The 16648-nt window shown below is 64.8% G+C and carries 13 protein-coding genes; 5 read left to right on the plus strand and 8 right to left on the minus strand.

Going from position 1 to position 16648, the window contains the following annotated elements; translation table 11 throughout:
• Positions 1-72: 72 nt before the first annotated feature.
• Genes LOY51_RS05265 through ttgA form a run of 3 tightly spaced genes read right to left on the minus strand, consistent with a single transcriptional unit; the run spans position 73 to position 5825 of the window.
• The gene (locus LOY51_RS05265) at positions 73-1518 is read right to left on the minus strand and encodes an AdeC/AdeK/OprM family multidrug efflux complex outer membrane factor (RefSeq protein ID WP_258645089.1); all 1446 of its coding nucleotides are present in this window, start codon (positions 1516-1518) and stop codon (positions 73-75) included.
• Complete coding sequence (ttgB, locus tag LOY51_RS05270) at positions 1515-4667, minus strand: multidrug efflux RND transporter permease subunit TtgB (RefSeq protein ID WP_258645091.1); 3153 nt, start codon at positions 4665-4667, stop codon at positions 1515-1517. Before ttgB ends, LOY51_RS05265 begins: the two co-directional genes overlap by 4 nt.
• 3 nt (positions 4668-4670) lie before the next feature.
• Positions 4671-5825 carry a toluene efflux RND transporter periplasmic adaptor subunit TtgA gene (ttgA, locus tag LOY51_RS05275; RefSeq protein WP_125857575.1) on the minus strand — a complete coding sequence of 385 codons (1155 nt, stop codon included), beginning with the start codon at positions 5823-5825 and terminating at the stop codon, positions 4671-4673.
• Positions 5826-6079: 254 nt separating this feature from the next.
• Here ttgA and LOY51_RS05280 point away from each other — a divergent pair, with 254 nt between their 5' ends.
• A complete protein-coding gene (locus LOY51_RS05280; protein WP_258645094.1) occupies positions 6080-6712 on the plus strand; it encodes a TetR family transcriptional regulator in 633 nt (210 codons plus the stop codon).
• 172 nt (positions 6713-6884) lie between these two features.
• On the opposite strand, the gene LOY51_RS05285 is transcribed toward LOY51_RS05280, so the two are convergent.
• Positions 6885-8336 (minus strand): MDR family MFS transporter, encoded by a 1452-nt coding sequence (locus LOY51_RS05285; RefSeq protein ID WP_258645096.1) that lies wholly within the window; start codon positions 8334-8336, stop codon positions 6885-6887.
• Positions 8337-8693: 357 nt separating this feature from the next.
• On the opposite strand from LOY51_RS05285, the gene LOY51_RS05290 reads away from it, so the two are divergent.
• Positions 8694-9563: an oxaloacetate decarboxylase gene (locus LOY51_RS05290; protein ID WP_125462776.1), complete on the plus strand. Its 870-nt coding sequence runs from the start codon at positions 8694-8696 to the stop codon at positions 9561-9563.
• Positions 9564-9584: 21 nt separating this feature from the next.
• Here LOY51_RS05290 and LOY51_RS05295 read toward each other — a convergent pair whose 3' ends face one another.
• Positions 9585-9758, minus strand: a complete 174-nt coding sequence (locus tag LOY51_RS05295; protein ID WP_189654521.1) for a hypothetical protein — start codon at positions 9756-9758, stop codon at positions 9585-9587.
• 433 nt (positions 9759-10191) lie between these two features.
• Positions 10192-11103, minus strand: coding sequence for a LysR family transcriptional regulator (locus LOY51_RS05300; protein ID WP_125857577.1), 912 nt, complete (start codon positions 11101-11103; stop codon positions 10192-10194).
• A gap of 104 nt (positions 11104-11207) precedes the next feature.
• Here LOY51_RS05300 and LOY51_RS05305 point away from each other — a divergent pair, with 104 nt between their 5' ends.
• Both LOY51_RS05305 and LOY51_RS05310 read left to right on the plus strand, forming a co-directional pair.
• Complete coding sequence (locus LOY51_RS05305) at positions 11208-12083, plus strand: MBL fold metallo-hydrolase (RefSeq protein ID WP_258645099.1); 876 nt, start codon at positions 11208-11210, stop codon at positions 12081-12083.
• A 28-nt stretch (positions 12084-12111) separates the two neighbouring features.
• A complete protein-coding gene (locus tag LOY51_RS05310) occupies positions 12112-12726 on the plus strand; it encodes an NAD(P)-dependent oxidoreductase (protein WP_125857579.1) in 615 nt (204 codons plus the stop codon).
• Between the two features lie 172 nt (positions 12727-12898).
• Here LOY51_RS05310 and LOY51_RS05315 read toward each other — a convergent pair whose 3' ends face one another.
• Positions 12899-13774: a LysR substrate-binding domain-containing protein gene (locus LOY51_RS05315; RefSeq protein WP_258645100.1), complete on the minus strand. Its 876-nt coding sequence runs from the start codon at positions 13772-13774 to the stop codon at positions 12899-12901.
• A gap of 112 nt (positions 13775-13886) precedes the next feature.
• On the opposite strand from LOY51_RS05315, the gene LOY51_RS05320 reads away from it, so the two are divergent.
• Entirely contained in the window at positions 13887-15524 is a 1638-nt protein-coding gene (locus LOY51_RS05320) for a 5-guanidino-2-oxopentanoate decarboxylase (RefSeq protein ID WP_125462781.1), read from the plus strand.
• An 89-nt stretch (positions 15525-15613) separates the two neighbouring features.
• Here the strand turns inward: LOY51_RS05320 and LOY51_RS05325 are convergent, their stop codons facing one another.
• A complete protein-coding gene (locus tag LOY51_RS05325) occupies positions 15614-16534 on the minus strand; it encodes an AraC family transcriptional regulator (protein WP_258645101.1) in 921 nt (306 codons plus the stop codon).
• Between the last annotated feature and the right edge of the window lie 114 nt (positions 16535-16648).

Consider the following 16648-nt stretch of genomic DNA (forward strand, 5'->3'; position numbering starts at 1 on the left):
GCCCCGCGATTGGCCGGTTCAGGCAACAAAAAGCCCACCGCGAGGGTGGGCTTGATGCTGTTGCCGGCGTGATCAGCCTTTTGGCGACTGTACCGACGCTTGCTGGTTGGTCTGCTCGTACCAGCCGCCACCGAGGGCCTTGTACAGGTTGACCTCGCTGACCAGCTGCGACAGGCGATCGCCGATCAGCGACTGCTGGGCGCTGAACAGGTTGCGCTGGGCATCGAGGAAGGTCAGGTTGCTGTCGATGCCGATGCGGTAACGGCGCTCGGCCAGGCGGTAGTAATCCTGGTTGGCGGCCACCAGGTCACGTTGCGCCTGCAACTGCTCTTCGAACGTCTTGCGTGCGGCCAGGCCATCGGCGACTTCCTGGAAGGCGGTCTGGATGGTCTTTTCGTACTTGGCGACGTTGATGTCCTTCTGGATCTTCGAGTAGTCCAGGCTCGCCTTCAGGCTGCCGGCGTTGAAGATCGGCAGGTTGATCTGCGGCTGGAACAGCCAGGTGCCAGAGCCACCCTTGAACAGGCCGCCCATGTCCGGGCTCAGGGTCCCGGCGTTGGCGGTCAGGCTGATGCTCGGGAAGAACGCAGCGCGGGCGGCGCCGATGTTGGCGTTGGCGGCCTTGAGCAGGTGCTCGGCTTCCTGGATGTCCGGGCGGCGCTGAAGAATGTCGGACGGCAGGCCGGCCGGCACTTCGGCCAGCTGGTCGGCGTTGAGCTCCAGCGGCTGGGGCAGGTTGGCCGGCACGCCGGTACCCACCAGCACGGTCAGGCTGTTGAGGTCCTGGGCGACCAGGCGCTGGTACTGCGCGTACTTGACCCGGGCGCCTTCCACGGCGGTGCGTGCCTGGCTGACGTCGAGCGCCGACGCCACACCCACCTCGTTGCTGCGGCGGGTGAGGTTGTAGCTCTCTTCGTAGGTTTTCAGGGTTTCCTGGGTCAGCTTGAGCAGCGCCTGGTCGGCCTGCCAGGTGTAATAGGCGTTGGCCACGCTGGCCACCAGGCTGATCTGTGTGGAGCGGCGCGCCTGTTCGCTGGACAGGTAGGTTTCCAGGGCCTGCTGGCTCAGGCTGCGCACGCGGCCGAACAGGTCCAGCTCGTAGGCACTGACGCCGATCGTTGCCGAGTACTGGCTGGTGATGTCTGCCTCACCGGTTTGCGACACGTTCCCCGGTACCCGCTGACGGCTGCCGCTGCCATTGGCAGAAACAGCCGGGTACAGGTCGGCACGGGCGATGCGGTACTGGGCGCGGTAGGCATCGATGTTCAACGCCGCCACGCGCAGGTCGCGGTTGTTTTCCAGCGAGCTCTGGATCAGCTGCTGCAGCGCCGGGTCGTGGAAGAACTGGCGCCAGCCCTGTTCGGCAGCGGCGACGTTGGCGGTTTCGGTCGGCGAGTACGCAGGGCCTTGCGGCCACTGCGCGGCGACCGGCGCTTCCGGCGTCTGGTAGTCAGGGATCAGCGAGCAGCCGCCGAGAATGAAGGCGGTTACCGCCAGGGACAGAAAAGACTTGGTCATTGCCCAGCCTCATAACGTGGAGTTTCAGGGGTGGCATCGGCTTTCGGCTCTTTACTGCCGAACAGCGACGACACTGCTACGAAGAACAGCGGTACCCAGAAGATGGCCAGCACGGTCGCACTGATCATGCCGCCGATCACCCCGGTGCCGATGGCATGCTGGCTGCCGGCGCCCGCGCCACTGGCGATGGTCAACGGTACCACGCCGAGGATGAACGCCAGGGAGGTCATGATGATAGGGCGCAGACGCATGCGGCACGCCTCGATGGCGGCGTCGTACAGGCTGCGGCCCTGCTCGTGCAGTTCCTTGGCGAATTCGACGATCAGGATCGCGTTCTTGGCCGCCAGGCCGATGGTCGTCAACAGGCCGACCAGGAAGTACACGTCGTTGGACAGCCCGCGCATGCTGGTGGCGATCAGCGCACCGATGATGCCCAGGGGAACCACCAGGACCACGGCGATCGGGATCGACCAGCTTTCGTACAGCGCTGCCAGGCAGAGGAACACGAACAGGACCGAGAGGGCGAACAGCGCCGGCATTTGCGAGCCGGAGAGTTTTTCCTCGTAGGACATGCCGGTCCAGGAGTAGCCGATACCGGCTGGCAGTTCGCCGGCGATGCGCTCGACTTCGGCCATGGCTTCACCGGTGGAGTAGCCCGGGGCCGGGGCACCGAGGATCTCGACCGCTTCAACGCCGTTGTAGCGCGACAGTTTCGGCGAGCCGTAGGCCCATTCGCCCTTGGCGAACGAGGAGAACGGCACCATCTCGCCGGCGCCATTGCGCACGTACCATTTCTGCAGGTCTTCCGGGCTCATCCGCGCGTTGGGCGCGCCCTGGATGTAGACCTTCTTGACCCGGCCACGGTCGATGAAGTCGTTGACGTAGTTGCCGCCGAGGGCGATCGACAGGGTGCTGTTGATGTCGGCGATGGTCACGCCCAGGGCGCTGGCACGTTCGTCATCAATGGTCAGCTGGTACTGCGGTTCGTCGTTCAGGCCGTTCGGGCGCACAGCGCTGAGGATCTTGCTCTGCGCGGCCTTGGCCAGGAACTGGTTGCGCGCTTCCATCAGCTTGGCGTGGCCGACACCGGCGCGGTCCTGCAGGAACACGTCGAAGCCGGTGGCGTTACCCAGCTCCAGCACCGCAGGCGGGGCGAAGGCGAACACCATCGCGTCACGGAAGCTGAAGAAGTGCTGCTGGGCGCGTTGCGACAGCTTGAACACACTGTTCTCGGCCGAACGTTCGCCCCACGGCTTGAGCATGATGAAGGCCATGCCCGAGCTCTGGCCGCGGCCGGCGAAGTTGAAGCCGTTCACGGTGAACACCGAGGCCACGGTGTCGGCTTCTTCCTTGAGCAGGTATTCGCGCATCTGGTCGACCACCACCTGGGTGCGCTCGGCACTGGAGCCGGCCGGGGTCTGCACCTGGGCGAACAGCACGCCCTGGTCTTCCTCGGGCAGGAACGCGGTGGGGATACGGGCGAACAGCCAGATCATGCCGACCACGATCAGCGCGTAGGCCAGCAGGAACGGCACCTTGTTGCGCAGGATGGCACCGACGCTGCGCTCGTAGCCGACCACGCTGCGGTCGAAGTTGCGGTTGAACCAGCCGAAGAAACCGCGCTTGGCCACATGGTGCTCGCCCTTCTTCAGCGGCTTGAGCATGGTGGCGCACAGGGCCGGGGTGAAGATCAGCGCGACCAGTACCGACAGGCCCATGGCCGAGACGATGGTGATCGAGAACTGACGGTAGATCACACCGGTGGAGCCGCCGAAGAAGGCCATGGGCAGCAGTACCGCCGACAGCACCAGGGCAATACCCACCAGCGCGCCCTGGATCTGCTCCATCGAGCGCTTGGTCGCCTCCTTGGGCGGCAAGCCCTCCTCGGACATGACTCGCTCGACGTTCTCCACCACGACGATGGCATCGTCCACCAGCAAGCCGATGGCCAAGACCATGGCGAACATGGTCAGGGTGTTGATGCTGAAGCCGGCCGCCGCCAGGATGCCGAAGGTACCCAGCAACACCACGGGTACGGTCATGGTGGTGATGATGGTGGCGCGGAAGTTCTGCAGGAACAGGTACATCACCAGGAACACCAGGACCACGGCCTCGATCAGGGTGTGGATAACCCCGCTGATCGATTCGGTGACCACCGGGGTGGTGTCATACGGGAACACCGCCTTCACGCCAGGCGGGAAGAAGGGTTCCAGGTCGCTGATGGTCTTGCGCAGTGCCTTGGCGGTATCCAGGGCGTTGGCGCCGGTGGCCAGCTTCACGGCAAGGCCCGAGGCGGGCTTGCCGTTGAACTGGGCGCTGACGGCGTAGTTCTCGCCGCCCAGCCCGACTTGTGCGACGTCTCTCAGGCGTACCTGGGAGCCGTCGCTGTTGACCTTGAGCAGGATCTTTTCGAACTGCTCGGCGGTCTGCAGGCGGGTCTTGCCGATGATGGTGGCGTTGAGCTGGGTACCCGGCAGGGCCGGCAGGCCGCCGAGCTGGCCGGACGACACCTGCACGTTCTGCGCGGCAACCGCGGTGCGCACGTCGACCGGGGTCAGCTGGAACTTGTTGAGCTTGGCCGGATCGAGCCAGATACGCATGGCGTACTGTGCACCGAACACCTGGAAGTCACCCACGCCAGCGGTCCGCGAGATCGGGTCCTGCATGTTGGAGACAATGTAGTTGGCCAGGTCGTCCTTGGTCATGCCGCCGTCTTCGGACACCAGGCCGATCACCAGCAGGAAGTTCTTCACAGCCTTGGTGACGCGGATACCTTGCTGCTGCACTTCCTGCGGCAGCAGCGGGGTGGCCAGGTTGAGCTTGTTCTGCACCTGCACCTGCGCGGTGTCGGCGTTGGTGCCCTGCTCGAAGGTGGCAGTAATGGTCATGCTGCCGTCGGAGTTACTTTCCGACGACACATAACGCAGGTTGTCGATACCGTTGAGCTGCTGCTCGATCACCTGCACCACGGTGTCCTGCACCGTCTGCGCCGAGGCGCCCGGGTAGGTCACGGCGATGGCGATGGCCGGCGGCGCGATGCTCGGGTACTGGTTGATCGGCAGCTTCAGGATCGACAAGGCGCCGACCAGCATGATCACCAGGGCGATCACCCAGGCGAAGATCGGGCGATCGATAAAGAACTTCGACATGGTTTACTCCGCTTTGGCGTCTGCTTTCGCCGCGTTGGCCTGATCGGGGCCGGCCGGCTTCTTGACGTTGGTGGCTTCGCTGACCTTGACCTCGACGCCTGGGCGTACGTATTGCAGGCCTTCGGTAATCAGGCGGTCACCCGGGTTCAGGCCTTCCTCGATCAGCCAGTCGCTGCCCAGGGTACGGCTGGCCTTGAGCTGGCGCAGTTCGACCTTGTTTTCCTGGTTGACCACCAGTGCGGTCGGCGCGCCCTTGAGGTCGCGGGTCACGCCCTGTTGCGGGACCAGGATGGCGTTGGCATTGACCCCGGCCTTGAGGCGGGCGTGCACGAACATGCCCGGCAGCAGGGTGTGGTCGGGGTTGGGGAAGATCGCGCGCAGGGTCACGGAACCGGTGGTTTCGTCGACCGCGACCTCCGAGAACTCCAGGCGGCCTTGCTGTTTGAACAGGCTGCCGTCTTCGAGCACCAGCTGCACTTGCGCGGCGTTGTCACCGGCCTTCTGCAACTGGCCGCTTTCCAGGTCACGGCGCAGCTTGAGCAGCTCGGCGGTGGACTGGGTGACGTCGACGTAGACCGGGTCGAGTTGCTGGATGGTGGCCATGGCGTTGGTCTGGCCATTGCTCACCAGCGCGCCTTCGGTGACCGAGGAACGGCCGACGCGACCGCTGATCGGTGCCAGTACCTTGGTGTAGCGCAGGTCGATCTGGGCGCTCTTGAGCGCTGCCTCGGCCTGCAATCGTTTGGCATTGGCGTCGTCGTATTCCTGCTTGGAGACGGCCTGCTCGTCGATCAGCTGCTTGTAGCGTTCGGCCAGCGAGCGGGTAGCCTGCAGGTTGGCCTGGGCGTTGGCCAGGTTGGCCTCGTAGACGGCGGGGTCGATCTGGTAGAGCTGCTGCCCTTCCTTGACGTCGCTGCCTTCCTTGAACAGGCGCTTGAGGATGATGCCATTGACCTGCGGGCGGACTTCGGCGATGCGGTAGGCCGTGGTGCGCCCCGGCAGTTCCGAGGTCAGGGTGAAGGACTGGGGTTGAACGGTGACGACGCCGACCAGAGGAGCCTGCGGCGCAGGCGCGGCTTCTTCTTTCTTACAGCCACTGAGCAGGGTTGCCAGGGCCACGGCGGAAACCAGGGCGGTTACGGCTGGCTTGAATTGCATGAGGATCCTCGGGTCGCTGGAGCAAGGGAGCTCAAGAATAGTGGAAGTGTCTTGTCAGAAAAACGCTATCCGGTGGATTAATAGCTTGCTACCGAATATACTTACATTCATGCTTGTTTGTAAACACCGCCGGTGGATTGCATCCCCCCACCGCGAACCGCTCAATTACCCCGGGAACGGCCCCTGAAGAGGCGACCCCGGCCTGATTCCCGCCCGCCAGAAGTGCGTGCGGGGCCTGAAGAGGTTGTGTTGCCATGGTCCGTCGAACCAAAGAAGAAGCCCAGGAAACCCGCGCCCAGATCATCGAGGCGGCGGAAAAGGCCTTCTACAAGCGCGGGGTTGCGCGAACCACACTGGCCGATATCGCTGAGCTCGCGGGGGTGACCCGTGGCGCGATCTACTGGCATTTCAGCAACAAGGCCGATTTGGTCCAGGCGCTGCTCGACTGCCTGCACGAAACCCACGACCACCTGGCCCGGGCCAGTGAGAGCGAGGATGAACTCGACCCGCTGGGTTGCATGCGCAAATTGTTACTGCAAGTGTTCAACCAACTGGTGCTGGATGCCCGAACCCGGCGTATCAATGAAATCCTGCACCACAAGTGCGAATTCACCGACGACATGTGTGAGATTCGCCAGCAACGCCAAAGCGCGGTACTCGACTGCCATGTAGGCATCGCCCTGACCCTGACCAATGCCGTGAGACGCGGGCAATTGCCTGCCGACCTCGATTGCGATCGTGCTGCCGTGGCGATGTTTGCCTACGTCGATGGCCTGATCGGGCGCTGGTTGCTGCTGCCGGACAGTTTCGACCTGCTGCGCGATGCCGAAAAGTGGGTGGACACCGGGCTGGATATGCTGCGCTTGAGCCCAAGCCTGCGCAAATGACACTTTGTGAAGGATTGTGAGGAAGTTTGGGTTGCTCGGCATTAAATAGGGATTAACAACCGGGGCTGCCGCGCAGCCCATTCGCGGCACAAGGCCGCTCCTACAAGGGATCGCGTACCTCTGTAGGAGCGGCCTTGTGCCGCGAAAGGGGGGCGAAGCGCCCCCGGCGATCTCACCGCCCGCGCAACTGCCGATCCGGCAACGCCAGCGCCGCCAGCAACCCAAGCAGCGAAACCCCTGCACTGGCCAGCAACAGATTCCTGAACGTTTCCAGCAACCGCGCCTGGGTCTCAGGATCCGCCTCGCCTGCCTTGAGGCTACCCAGCAGGGGATTGCCCAGCAGCTCGAAACCACCCTGTTGCAACAACGCCAGCAGCAGGCTGGACATGCACGCCACCCCCATGGCCCCACCCAGCGAACGGAACAGGTTGGTGGTGCTGGTGGCCACGCCGATGTCCTTCGCCTCCACTGCACTCTGGGTACCCACCAGCGAGGTGGGGAACTGCAACCCGCAGGCGATCCCGGTCAGCAGCATGAACAGCGCGCTGAGCCAACCCGATTGCGGTGGTGTCAGGGCCATGGCGGCGATGGCAACCGGCATCAGCAGCGCGCCGGTCAGGATCTGCGGCTTGAAGCGCCCGGTGCGGCTGGTCATGCGCCCACCGGTGAACGCGCCGATAGGCAGCCCCATGGCCAGTGGCAGCAGGTGCAGTGCGGCGCTGTCGGCGCCGGCCCCGGTGATGCCCTGGTAACGCAGGGGCATGAGCATGGTCAGCGATATCGACTGGAAGCTGGCGAAGAAGATCACGCACCAGCACAGCACCGCGACCCGGTTGCCGAACAGGCTCATCGGCAGCAGTGGCTCACGGCAACGCCGCTCGTGGGTGACGAACACCAGCAGCCCGAGCAGCGCGCAGCCCAGCAGTAACAGTACCGGTGTCGACTGCCAGGCATGCCCCTGGCCGACCAGGGTGATGCCCAGCAGCAGGCAGCCCAGGCCAATGATCATCAATACCGCGCCCAGGTAGTCCACCTGTACCTCGCGGCGCTTCACCGACAACCCGTCGAGGGCACGGTGGATCGCCCACAGCGCTACCAGCCCCAGCGGCAGGTTGATCCAGAACACCCAGCGCCACGACAGGTACTCGGTCAGCCACCCGCCCAGCACCGGCCCGGCGACACTGGCCAGGGCGTACATGCTGCTGAAATAGCCTTGGTAGCGGCCGCGTTCGCGCGGCGGCACGAAGTCGCCGATGATCGCCTGGCTCACCGACACCATGCCGCCTGCGCCGATGCCCTGCAGCACCCGCGCCAGCACCAGCTGCGGCATGTCCTGGGCCAGGCCGCAGGCGATCGAGGCGAGGGTGAACAGCGCGGTGCCGGTGAGGATCATGCGCCGCCGGCCATACAGGTCGCCGAGCTTGCCGTAGATCGGCACGGCGATGGTCATGGCCACCATGTAGCCGGAGATGACCCAGGCCAGCAGGCCGACATCGTTGAACTGGGCGGAAATCGCCGGCAGCGACACGGCGACGATGGTCTGGTCGAGGGCGCCGAGGAAGATCGCCAGCATCAGGGCGGTCAGTACGCTGCGCAGAACGGTAGGGGGCAGGGCGGCGGTCACGGTGGCTACCTGGTGGTGATCAGCTCATTCGGAGTGGCCAGATTGTAACCTGAGTTGAGTAGCTTCCTATGTACTCTGTGCATCCCCTATGCAAGATCGGCATTGGCGCATTCATCCAGTGCTGCATGGCTGCGTGATATCGTGCAAAGGCCGCAGAGGCTGAAATCCGGGGCCTGCACCAGCATGGTGCAGCGTTTTGCCGCAGGGTTTCGCGTTGCTGTATTTCCACACCTTTTATTCCTCTGCCTGCATGACGAGCATGACCGCACCGATGGCGACGGTTGGATCAGTCAGGTAGACCCGATACAGGGGTCGGTTGTCAGCCGTTCAACATTTCTTATTACAAGCGGAGTGATCATGCCCAAGGCTTCCCACCACGATCTGCGTTTTGCCTTCCGCGAACTGCTCGCTTCAGGTTCGTGCTATCACACCGCTTCGGTCTTCGACCCCATGTCTGCGCGCATCGCCGCCGACCTTGGCTTTGAAGTCGGCATTCTCGGCGGTTCGGTTGCCTCGTTGCAGGTACTGGCTGCGCCGGACTTTGCCCTGATCACCCTCAGCGAGTTCGTCGAGCAAGCCACCCGTATCGGCCGCGTTGCCCAACTGCCGGTACTCGCCGATGCCGACCATGGCTACGGCAATGCCCTCAACGTCATGCGCACGGTGATCGAACTGGAGCGTGCCGGGGTTGCCGCCCTGACCATCGAGGATACCTTGCTGCCGGCTCAGTTCGGCCGCAAGTCCACTGACCTGATCCCGGTGGAAGAGGGCGTCGGCAAGATCCGCGCTGCCCTGGAGGCCCGCGTCGACTCGGCCATGGCGATCATCGCCCGGACCAACGCCGGGGTGCTGAGCACCGAAGAAATCATCGTGCGCACCCAGAGCTACCAGAAGGCCGGCGCCGATGGCATCTGCATGGTGGGGGTCAAGGACTTCGAGCAATTGGAGCAGATCGCCGAGCACCTGAACGTGCCGTTGATGTTGGTCACCTACGGCAACCCGAACCTGCGTGACGACGAGCGCCTGGCGCGCCTGGGCGTGCGTATCGTGGTCGACGGCCACGCCGCCTACTTCGCCGCGATCAAGGCCACCTACGACTGCCTGCGCCTGCAGCGTGGCCAGCAGCACAAGTCGGACAGCCTCACCGCCACCGAGCTCTCGCACACCTACACCCAGCCGGAGGACTACATCCGTTGGGCCAAGGAATACATGAGCGTCGAGGAGTGACCGGCGCGCGGCGCCGTCGCTTTATCTGACGGCACTCAAGGTTGCGGTGTGGGGCACGCAGTGTTCCTGCGCGCAACTGGCTGCGGTGTTGGGTTGGCTGCGCAGCAGCTCCACCCGCCAACAGGCCGAACCGTAGAGCCCTACGACGGCGGCCAAGGCGAAGACCAGCGCGCAACGCCTGGACTTGATACTCATGGTGCTTACCTCCTGTTGTTGTAACAGGTGATAACGGTAAGCATAGGCCCGGCTTGGATATCTGCACTGGCATCATTGCCGGTGGGACCGCGTGCTGGCGGGGTGAACCGTTCACGATTTGCAGCGCCTATGAGATCGAGCGCCGCCCGCGCGGCGCTTCGCGGGTAAACCCGCTCCCACAGTTTGTTTCGGGCCAGTCTCTCCTGTGCCATTGCCTGGTCCGCCTTGTTTGCTCGGCACAATTTCAGCGTGGGCGCCTAGGCTGCCTCACAGGGCTCAAGACATACACCAAAGCGGGCAGCGGTACTTTCACAGGACTCATTGGCCCAAAACAAACTGTGGGAGCGGGTTTACCCGCGAAGCGCCGCGCGGGCGGCGCTCGATCTGATAGACGCTGCAAGGCTATCGCCCCACACCTGGCACCCACCCACCCCTAAAGCCCCAACCCCCGATCCCACTCCGGCTCATCCCCAAACCGCTCCACCAAAAAATCCAGCATGCTGCGCAAGGTCGCCGGCATGTGCTTGCGCGACGTGTACACCGCGTTCAGGTTCAGCTCCCGTGGCCGTGCCTCGGGCAACAGGCGCACCAGTTCGCCGCTGCGCAGCGCACTGGCCGCCTGGTAGGTGGGCAGCATGGCGATACCGGCGCTGGCCAGCGCAGCCTTCTGCAGGGTCATGGCCTCGTTGGCGCTGATATTGCCCTGTACCGGCACGGCGACACTCTGCCCGCCCACCTCGAAATGCCACAGGCTATGGCCGAAATAGGCATGGGTCAGACAGTTGTGCCCGCTCAGATCCTCCACCCGCGCAGGTGTTCCGTGTTCGCGCAGGTACGCGGGGCTGGCGCAGACCACCGAGCGACACACGCTCAGGCGCCGGGCGATCAGGTTGGGGTCGACGTCGTTGCTGGTGCGGATCGCCAGGTCGATGCGTTCGTCCACCAGGTTGACGGTGCGATCGAGCATCTGCAGCTCCACCTTCACCCCGGGGTAGCGCTTGACGTAGGCCGCCAGCGCATCCACCAGCTGAGCCTGGCCGAACGAGGTGCTGACGCTGATGCGCAGCTCGCCGCGGGGGGCATCATCGGGCTGGCGCACGGCGTGTTGCAGGTCGCCGGCCAGTTCCAGCAATTGCCGGCAGCGCGGCAATGTCTCCTGCCCGGCGGCGGTCAGGCTGAGCTTGCGCGTGGTGCGCTGCATCAGCCGGGCGCCGACCCAGTCCTCCAGCTCCGCCAGGTAGCGCGACACCACTGGCCGGGAAAGCTCCAGGTGATCCGCCGCCGCAGACTGGCTGCCCAGGTCGACGACGGTGACGAATACGCGCATGGCGTTCAGACGGTCCATGATTTGCCCGATTTCAGAAATGAACTATGTCGCAGCATCGCATTTTTTGTATTGAATCGGGCAACTAAGCTGTGCTCCATCGACTCACTCATCAGGAAGCAACGATGTCACTGTTCACGCCCCTGCGCGGCCTGCTGCTGGCCTGCGTCACCCTCGCTGGCCAGGCCATGGCTGGCGAACCGCTCAAGCTCGATGTCTACAACCCTGGCCACGACGCCATCTTCCCAGTCAGTTCGGTGATCGTCAGTGGCGAACACGACGCGATCCTGGTCGATGCGCAATTCGGCAAGGGCCAGGCCGAGCAGGTGGTCGAGCGCCTGCGCAAGAGCGGCAAGCAGCTGACCACCATCTATATCAGCCACGGCGACCCGGACTACTACTTCGGCCTGGACACGCTCACCCAGGCGTTCCCCAAGGCCCGAGTGGTCGCGTCGGCCGCCACGGTTGCCCATATCCGCAAAACCATGGATGCCAAGCTCGCCTACTGGGGCCCGCAAATGGGCGCCGACAAACCGGCCAAGCTGGTCGTGCCACAAGTGCTCGACGGCAATCAGCTGAAGCTTGAAGGCCAGGCGCTGGAAGTCGTCGGCCTGGACGGCCCGCAGCCGGACCGCAGCTTCGTCTGGATCCCGTCGATCAAGGCCGTGGTGGGGGGTGTGGTGGTGTCCGAGCACATCCATGTGTGGATGGCCGACACCCAGACCGCGCAATCCCACGCCGACTGGCTGGGGACCCTGGCCAGGATCGAGCAACTGGCGCCGCGTACCGTGGTCCCCGGGCACTACCTGGGCGACAGCAGCCGTTCGCTGGAGGCCGTGCGCTTCACCGCCAACTACATTCGTGACTTCGATACCGAAACCGCCAAGGCCGGCAACGCCGACGCACTGATCGCGGCGATGAAAAAGCGCTACCCGAACCTGGCCGACGAAAGCTCCCTGGAACTAGGGGCCAAGGTCGCCAAGGGCGAGATGAAGTGGTAATCCCATTCAACCTGTTGGAGTGTTTCCCATGAGCAAGATCGCAATCATCGGCGCCACCGGGCGTGCCGGCAGCCAACTGCTAGAAGAAGCCCTGCGCCGTGGCCACAGCGTGGTCGCCATCGCCCGTGATCCATCGAAGCTGCAAGGCCGGGAAGGCGTCACCGTCAAGGCGTTGGACGCCAAGGACAGCGCTGCCCTGCAGGCGGCGATCAGCGGCTGCGACGCGGTGCTGAGCGCCGCGCATTTCTCCACCCTTGAACCCCAGGCCGTCATCGAGCCGGTCAAGCGCGCCGGCGTGAAGCGCTTGCTGGTGGTGGGCGGTGCCGGTAGCCTGCTGCTGCCGTCCGGGCAGCGGGTGATCGACAGCCCGGATTTCCCCGAGGCCTACAAGGCTGAGGCCAATGGCGGCGTGCGCTTCCTCGATGCCTTGCGTCAGGAATCGGCACTGGACTGGACCTTCCTGTCGCCGTCGGCGGAGTTCGTCGAGGGGGAGCGCAGCGGGCACTACAAACTGGGCAAGGATCACCTGTTGATCGGTGCCGAGGGCAAGAGCTGGATCACCTTTGCCGACTATGCGATCGCGATGATCGATGAGCTGGAGAAGCCGGCGCACTCGAAGACGCGGTTCACCGTCGGTTACTGAGTCGCCTGTATTGGCCCTATCGCCGGCAAGCCGGCTCCCACAGGTACAGTGCCGGCCTTGAGAGGCACACGATCCATGTGAGAGCCGGCTTGCCGGCGATGAGGTCAGAGCAAGCAGCACAAGGCTCATGTTCCTACTCGTGGCAGCGGGGGCGCAACGCGCCCCTGGTGTTCTAGTGCCTGGCACGCTCCTGCAGCCACTCCATCAATTCGACCAACCCCGCCGCCATGGTCTTCGACGGGCTCACCAGGTAATACCCTTTCCCGGTCGTCACCTTCAGCCCGAACGGCATGCACAGCCGCCCGCTGCGTAGGTCATCGCCGATCAGCGCCCAATCGCCGATGGCGATCCCCGTGCCCTGCGAAGCCATGGCCATCGCCATGTCCAGGGTCTCGAAGTGCTGCTTCGGCCCTTGCGGCTCGAACCCGGCTCCCGCCGCCTGCAACCACAACCGCCAGTCATGTTCGTCCCGCGAGGGGTGCAGCAGCATGTGCCGCGACAGGTCCTGCAACTGCTGCAACGGCAATGGCCCGTTCAGCAGCGAGGGCGCGCAGACCGGCGTGAGTTGTTCATCGAACAGTTTGCGCACCTGCAGCCCATGGTTCGGCACGGCGCCATACACCACGGCGGCATCGAAACCTTCATGGCGGAAGTCCACCCCGTGCTGCACCGTGGTGGTCAGCTCCACCGGCACGTCCGGGCGCAAGGCCTGCCACTCCATCAGGCGTGGCAACAGCCAGCGCATCACGCAGGTTGGCGCCTTGAGCTGCAACGTGCTGCTGCGCCCGCCCACCTCGCGCACGCCTTGCTCGACCAGGGCGAAGATCTGTTGCACCCGCGGCAGCCAGTCCTGCCCTTCGCGGGTCAGTGCCAGGCCACGCGCCTGGCGCTGGAACAACGGGTAGCCCAGGTGCTCCTCGAGCCCGGCGACCTGCCTGCTGACCGCACCCTGGGTGAGATGCAGCTGCTGCGCGGCGCGGGTGAAATTGCAGTGCTGGGCGGTAACCAGGAAAGTATGCAGGGCGGGCAGGGGGGGTAGCCGTTTCATCGTGGTAAGCCATGATGTGAAGTCATGGCTAGTATGTGTTTTTTTGCATTGTGGCGGTAGCCGCGGATTGGTTCCATGAACACCGATTTCAACAAGATTCGGGTATTCGATCATGGCAACCTGCGGCGAAGTGTTGGTCAAACTCCTCGAAGACTATGGCGTTGACCATGTCTTTGGTATTCCCGGTGTGCATACCGTTGAGCTGTACCGTGGCCTGGCGGCGTCGTCCATCCGCCACATCACCCCGCGCCACGAGCAAGGCGCCGGGTTCATGGCCGACGGCTACTCGCGCACACGCGGCAAACCGGGGGTGTGCTTCATCATCACCGGCCCAGGCATGACCAATATCACCACCGCCATGGGCCAGGCCTATGCCGACTCGATCCCGATGCTGGTGATCTCCAGCGTGCAGTCGCGCAGCCAGCTCGGCGGCGGGCGCGGCAAGTTGCATGAGCTGCCCAACCAGTCCGCCCTGGTCGCGGGCGTGGCAGCCTTCTCGCAAACGCTGATGAGCGCCGATGACCTGCCCCAGGTGTTGGCCCGGGCCTTTGCCGTGTTCGATGGCGCGCGGCCACGCCCGGTGCATATCGAGATTCCGCTGGACGTGCTGGTCGAGCCTGCCGATCACCTGCTGGCGGCACGCCCAGTGCGCACCAGCCGCGCGGGCGCTGCGCCGCAGGCGGTGCGGCAGATGGCCGAGCGCCTGGCCAAGGCGCGTCGGCCACTGATTCTCGCCGGCGGTGGTGCGTTGGCCGCCGGCGCAGCGCTGGCCCGTCTGGCCGAGCACTTGCAGGCGCCAGTGGCGCTGACCATCAATGCCAAGGGGCTGCTGCCGGCGAACCACCCATTGCAGATCGGTTCGACCCAGACGCTGCCGGCTACCCGCGCGCTGGTCGCCGAGGCCGATGTGGTGCTGGCCATCGGCACCGAGCTGGCTGAGACCGATTACGACGTGACCTTCAAGGGCGGCTTTGAGATCCCCGGCAGCCTGCTGCGCATCGATATCGACCCGGACCAGACCGTGCGTAACTACCTGCCCGAGCTGGCGCTGGTGGCCGATGCCGAGCAGGCCGCCGAGGCGCTGCTCGCTGCCCTGCAAGCGCAACCGCAGCCACCCCGCGACAGCGAGTGGGGCGCCGCGCGTGCCGCGCGTCTGCGCCAGGACAATGCGGCGACCTGGGACCCAGTGACACTGAGCCAGACGCGCCTGCTGACCGGCATCCTGGAAACCTTGCCCAATGCCATCCTGGTCGGTGATTCGACCCAGCCGGTGTACACCGGCAACCTGACCCTGGACATGGCTCAGCCACGCCGCTGGTTCAATGCGTCGACCGGCTACGGCACCCTCGGCTATGCCTTGCCTGCCGCCATGGGCGCCTGGCTGGGCAGCGCCGAAGTGCCCGCCCGGCGAGCGCCGGCGGTGTGCCTGATCGGTGACGGCGGCCTGCAGTTCACCCTGCCGGAACTGGCCAGCGCGGTGGAAGCGCAGGTGCCGCTGATCGTGCTGCTGTGGAACAACCAGGGGTATGAGGAAATCAAGAAGTACATGGTCAACCGGGATATCGAGCCCGTGGGCGTGGATATCCACACCCCTGACTTCGTCGGTGTGGCGCGGGCGTTGGGGGCCGAGGCCGAGAACGTGGGTGATGTCGCGCAGCTGCAGGCGGCGCTGGGTCGGGCGGTGGAGCGCCGGGGGCCGACGCTGATCCAGGTGGATCAGGGGCAGTGGCAGGCTGCAGTGGTGGGATAAGCCGTTGAGAGCCATCGCGGGGCAAGCCCGCTCCCACGATTCGGAAAGCACCAGATCGTGGGAGCGGGCTTGCCCCGCGATGGATTCACTCAGCCAGCGCTGGCACGCAACCGCGCCACATCTCTGATCGGCGGCGCGCCATACAGCCGGCTGTATTCACGGCTGAACTGCGACGGGCTCTCATACCCCACCCGATACCCCGCCACCGCCGCTTCCAGCCCGTCATTGAGCATCAGCCGCCGCGCCTCTTGCAGGCGCAACTGCTTCTGGTACTGCAACGGGCTCATCGAAGTCACCGCCTTGAAGCGGTGGTGCAGGGTCGAGGTGCTGAGGTTCACTTCGCGCGCCAGGTCTTCGATGCGCAGCGGTTGCTGGTAATGCTGGTTGAGCCAGCTGATTGCCTGGCACACCCGGTGGGTCTGGCTGTTGGACAGGGCGATCTCGTACAGGCGGTGGCCCTGCGGCCCGCGCAGCAGGCGGTAGAGAATCTCGCGGCGGATCAGCGGCGCGAGGATCGGGATATCGCGCGGCGTATCCAGCAGGCGGATCAGGCGCAGCAGGGCATCCAGCAGCTGCGGGTCGCTTTTTTCGACGAACAGGCCGCGGCCGGAAGGCAGGTTGGGCACCACCATCGGGCTGCTTTCGGCGATCAGCTGGCTGATCTGCGCCGGGTCGATGTCCAGCCGCAGGCCCAGGGCCGGGTGTTCCGGGCTGGCTTTGAGCAGCGCGCCGCTGATCGGCAGGGTCACCGACACCACCATGTAGTTCAGTGGGTCGTAGGCATAGTGCTCATCGCCCAGGATCAGGGTCTTGCTGCCCTGGGCCAACACGCACAAGGCCGGCTGGGCCAGGGCGGGCATGCCGCGAATATCCTCGCGGTAGCAGGTGAGGTAGAGGTCTTCGATGGGCGAGGCCGGGCCATAGGGTTCACCGGCATGGCGCAGGATCAGCCCGGCCAGCTCCTGGCGCTGCTGTTCCAGGGAGGGTTCGAGGGGCGGGGGAGTGGTCATGGCGGGTTTCCTCTGCTGACCGACGCAGCATAGGTTTGGGCAATGCCGGGCGCTAGTCGGATGCTGCAGATCGATTGCCTGATCCTGCAGCGCTGCAGGATCAGGCAATCGGCC

It is taken from the genome of Pseudomonas sichuanensis (genome assembly GCF_024749065.1).
Classification (GTDB): Bacteria; Pseudomonadota; Gammaproteobacteria; order Pseudomonadales; family Pseudomonadaceae; genus Aquipseudomonas; species Aquipseudomonas sichuanensis.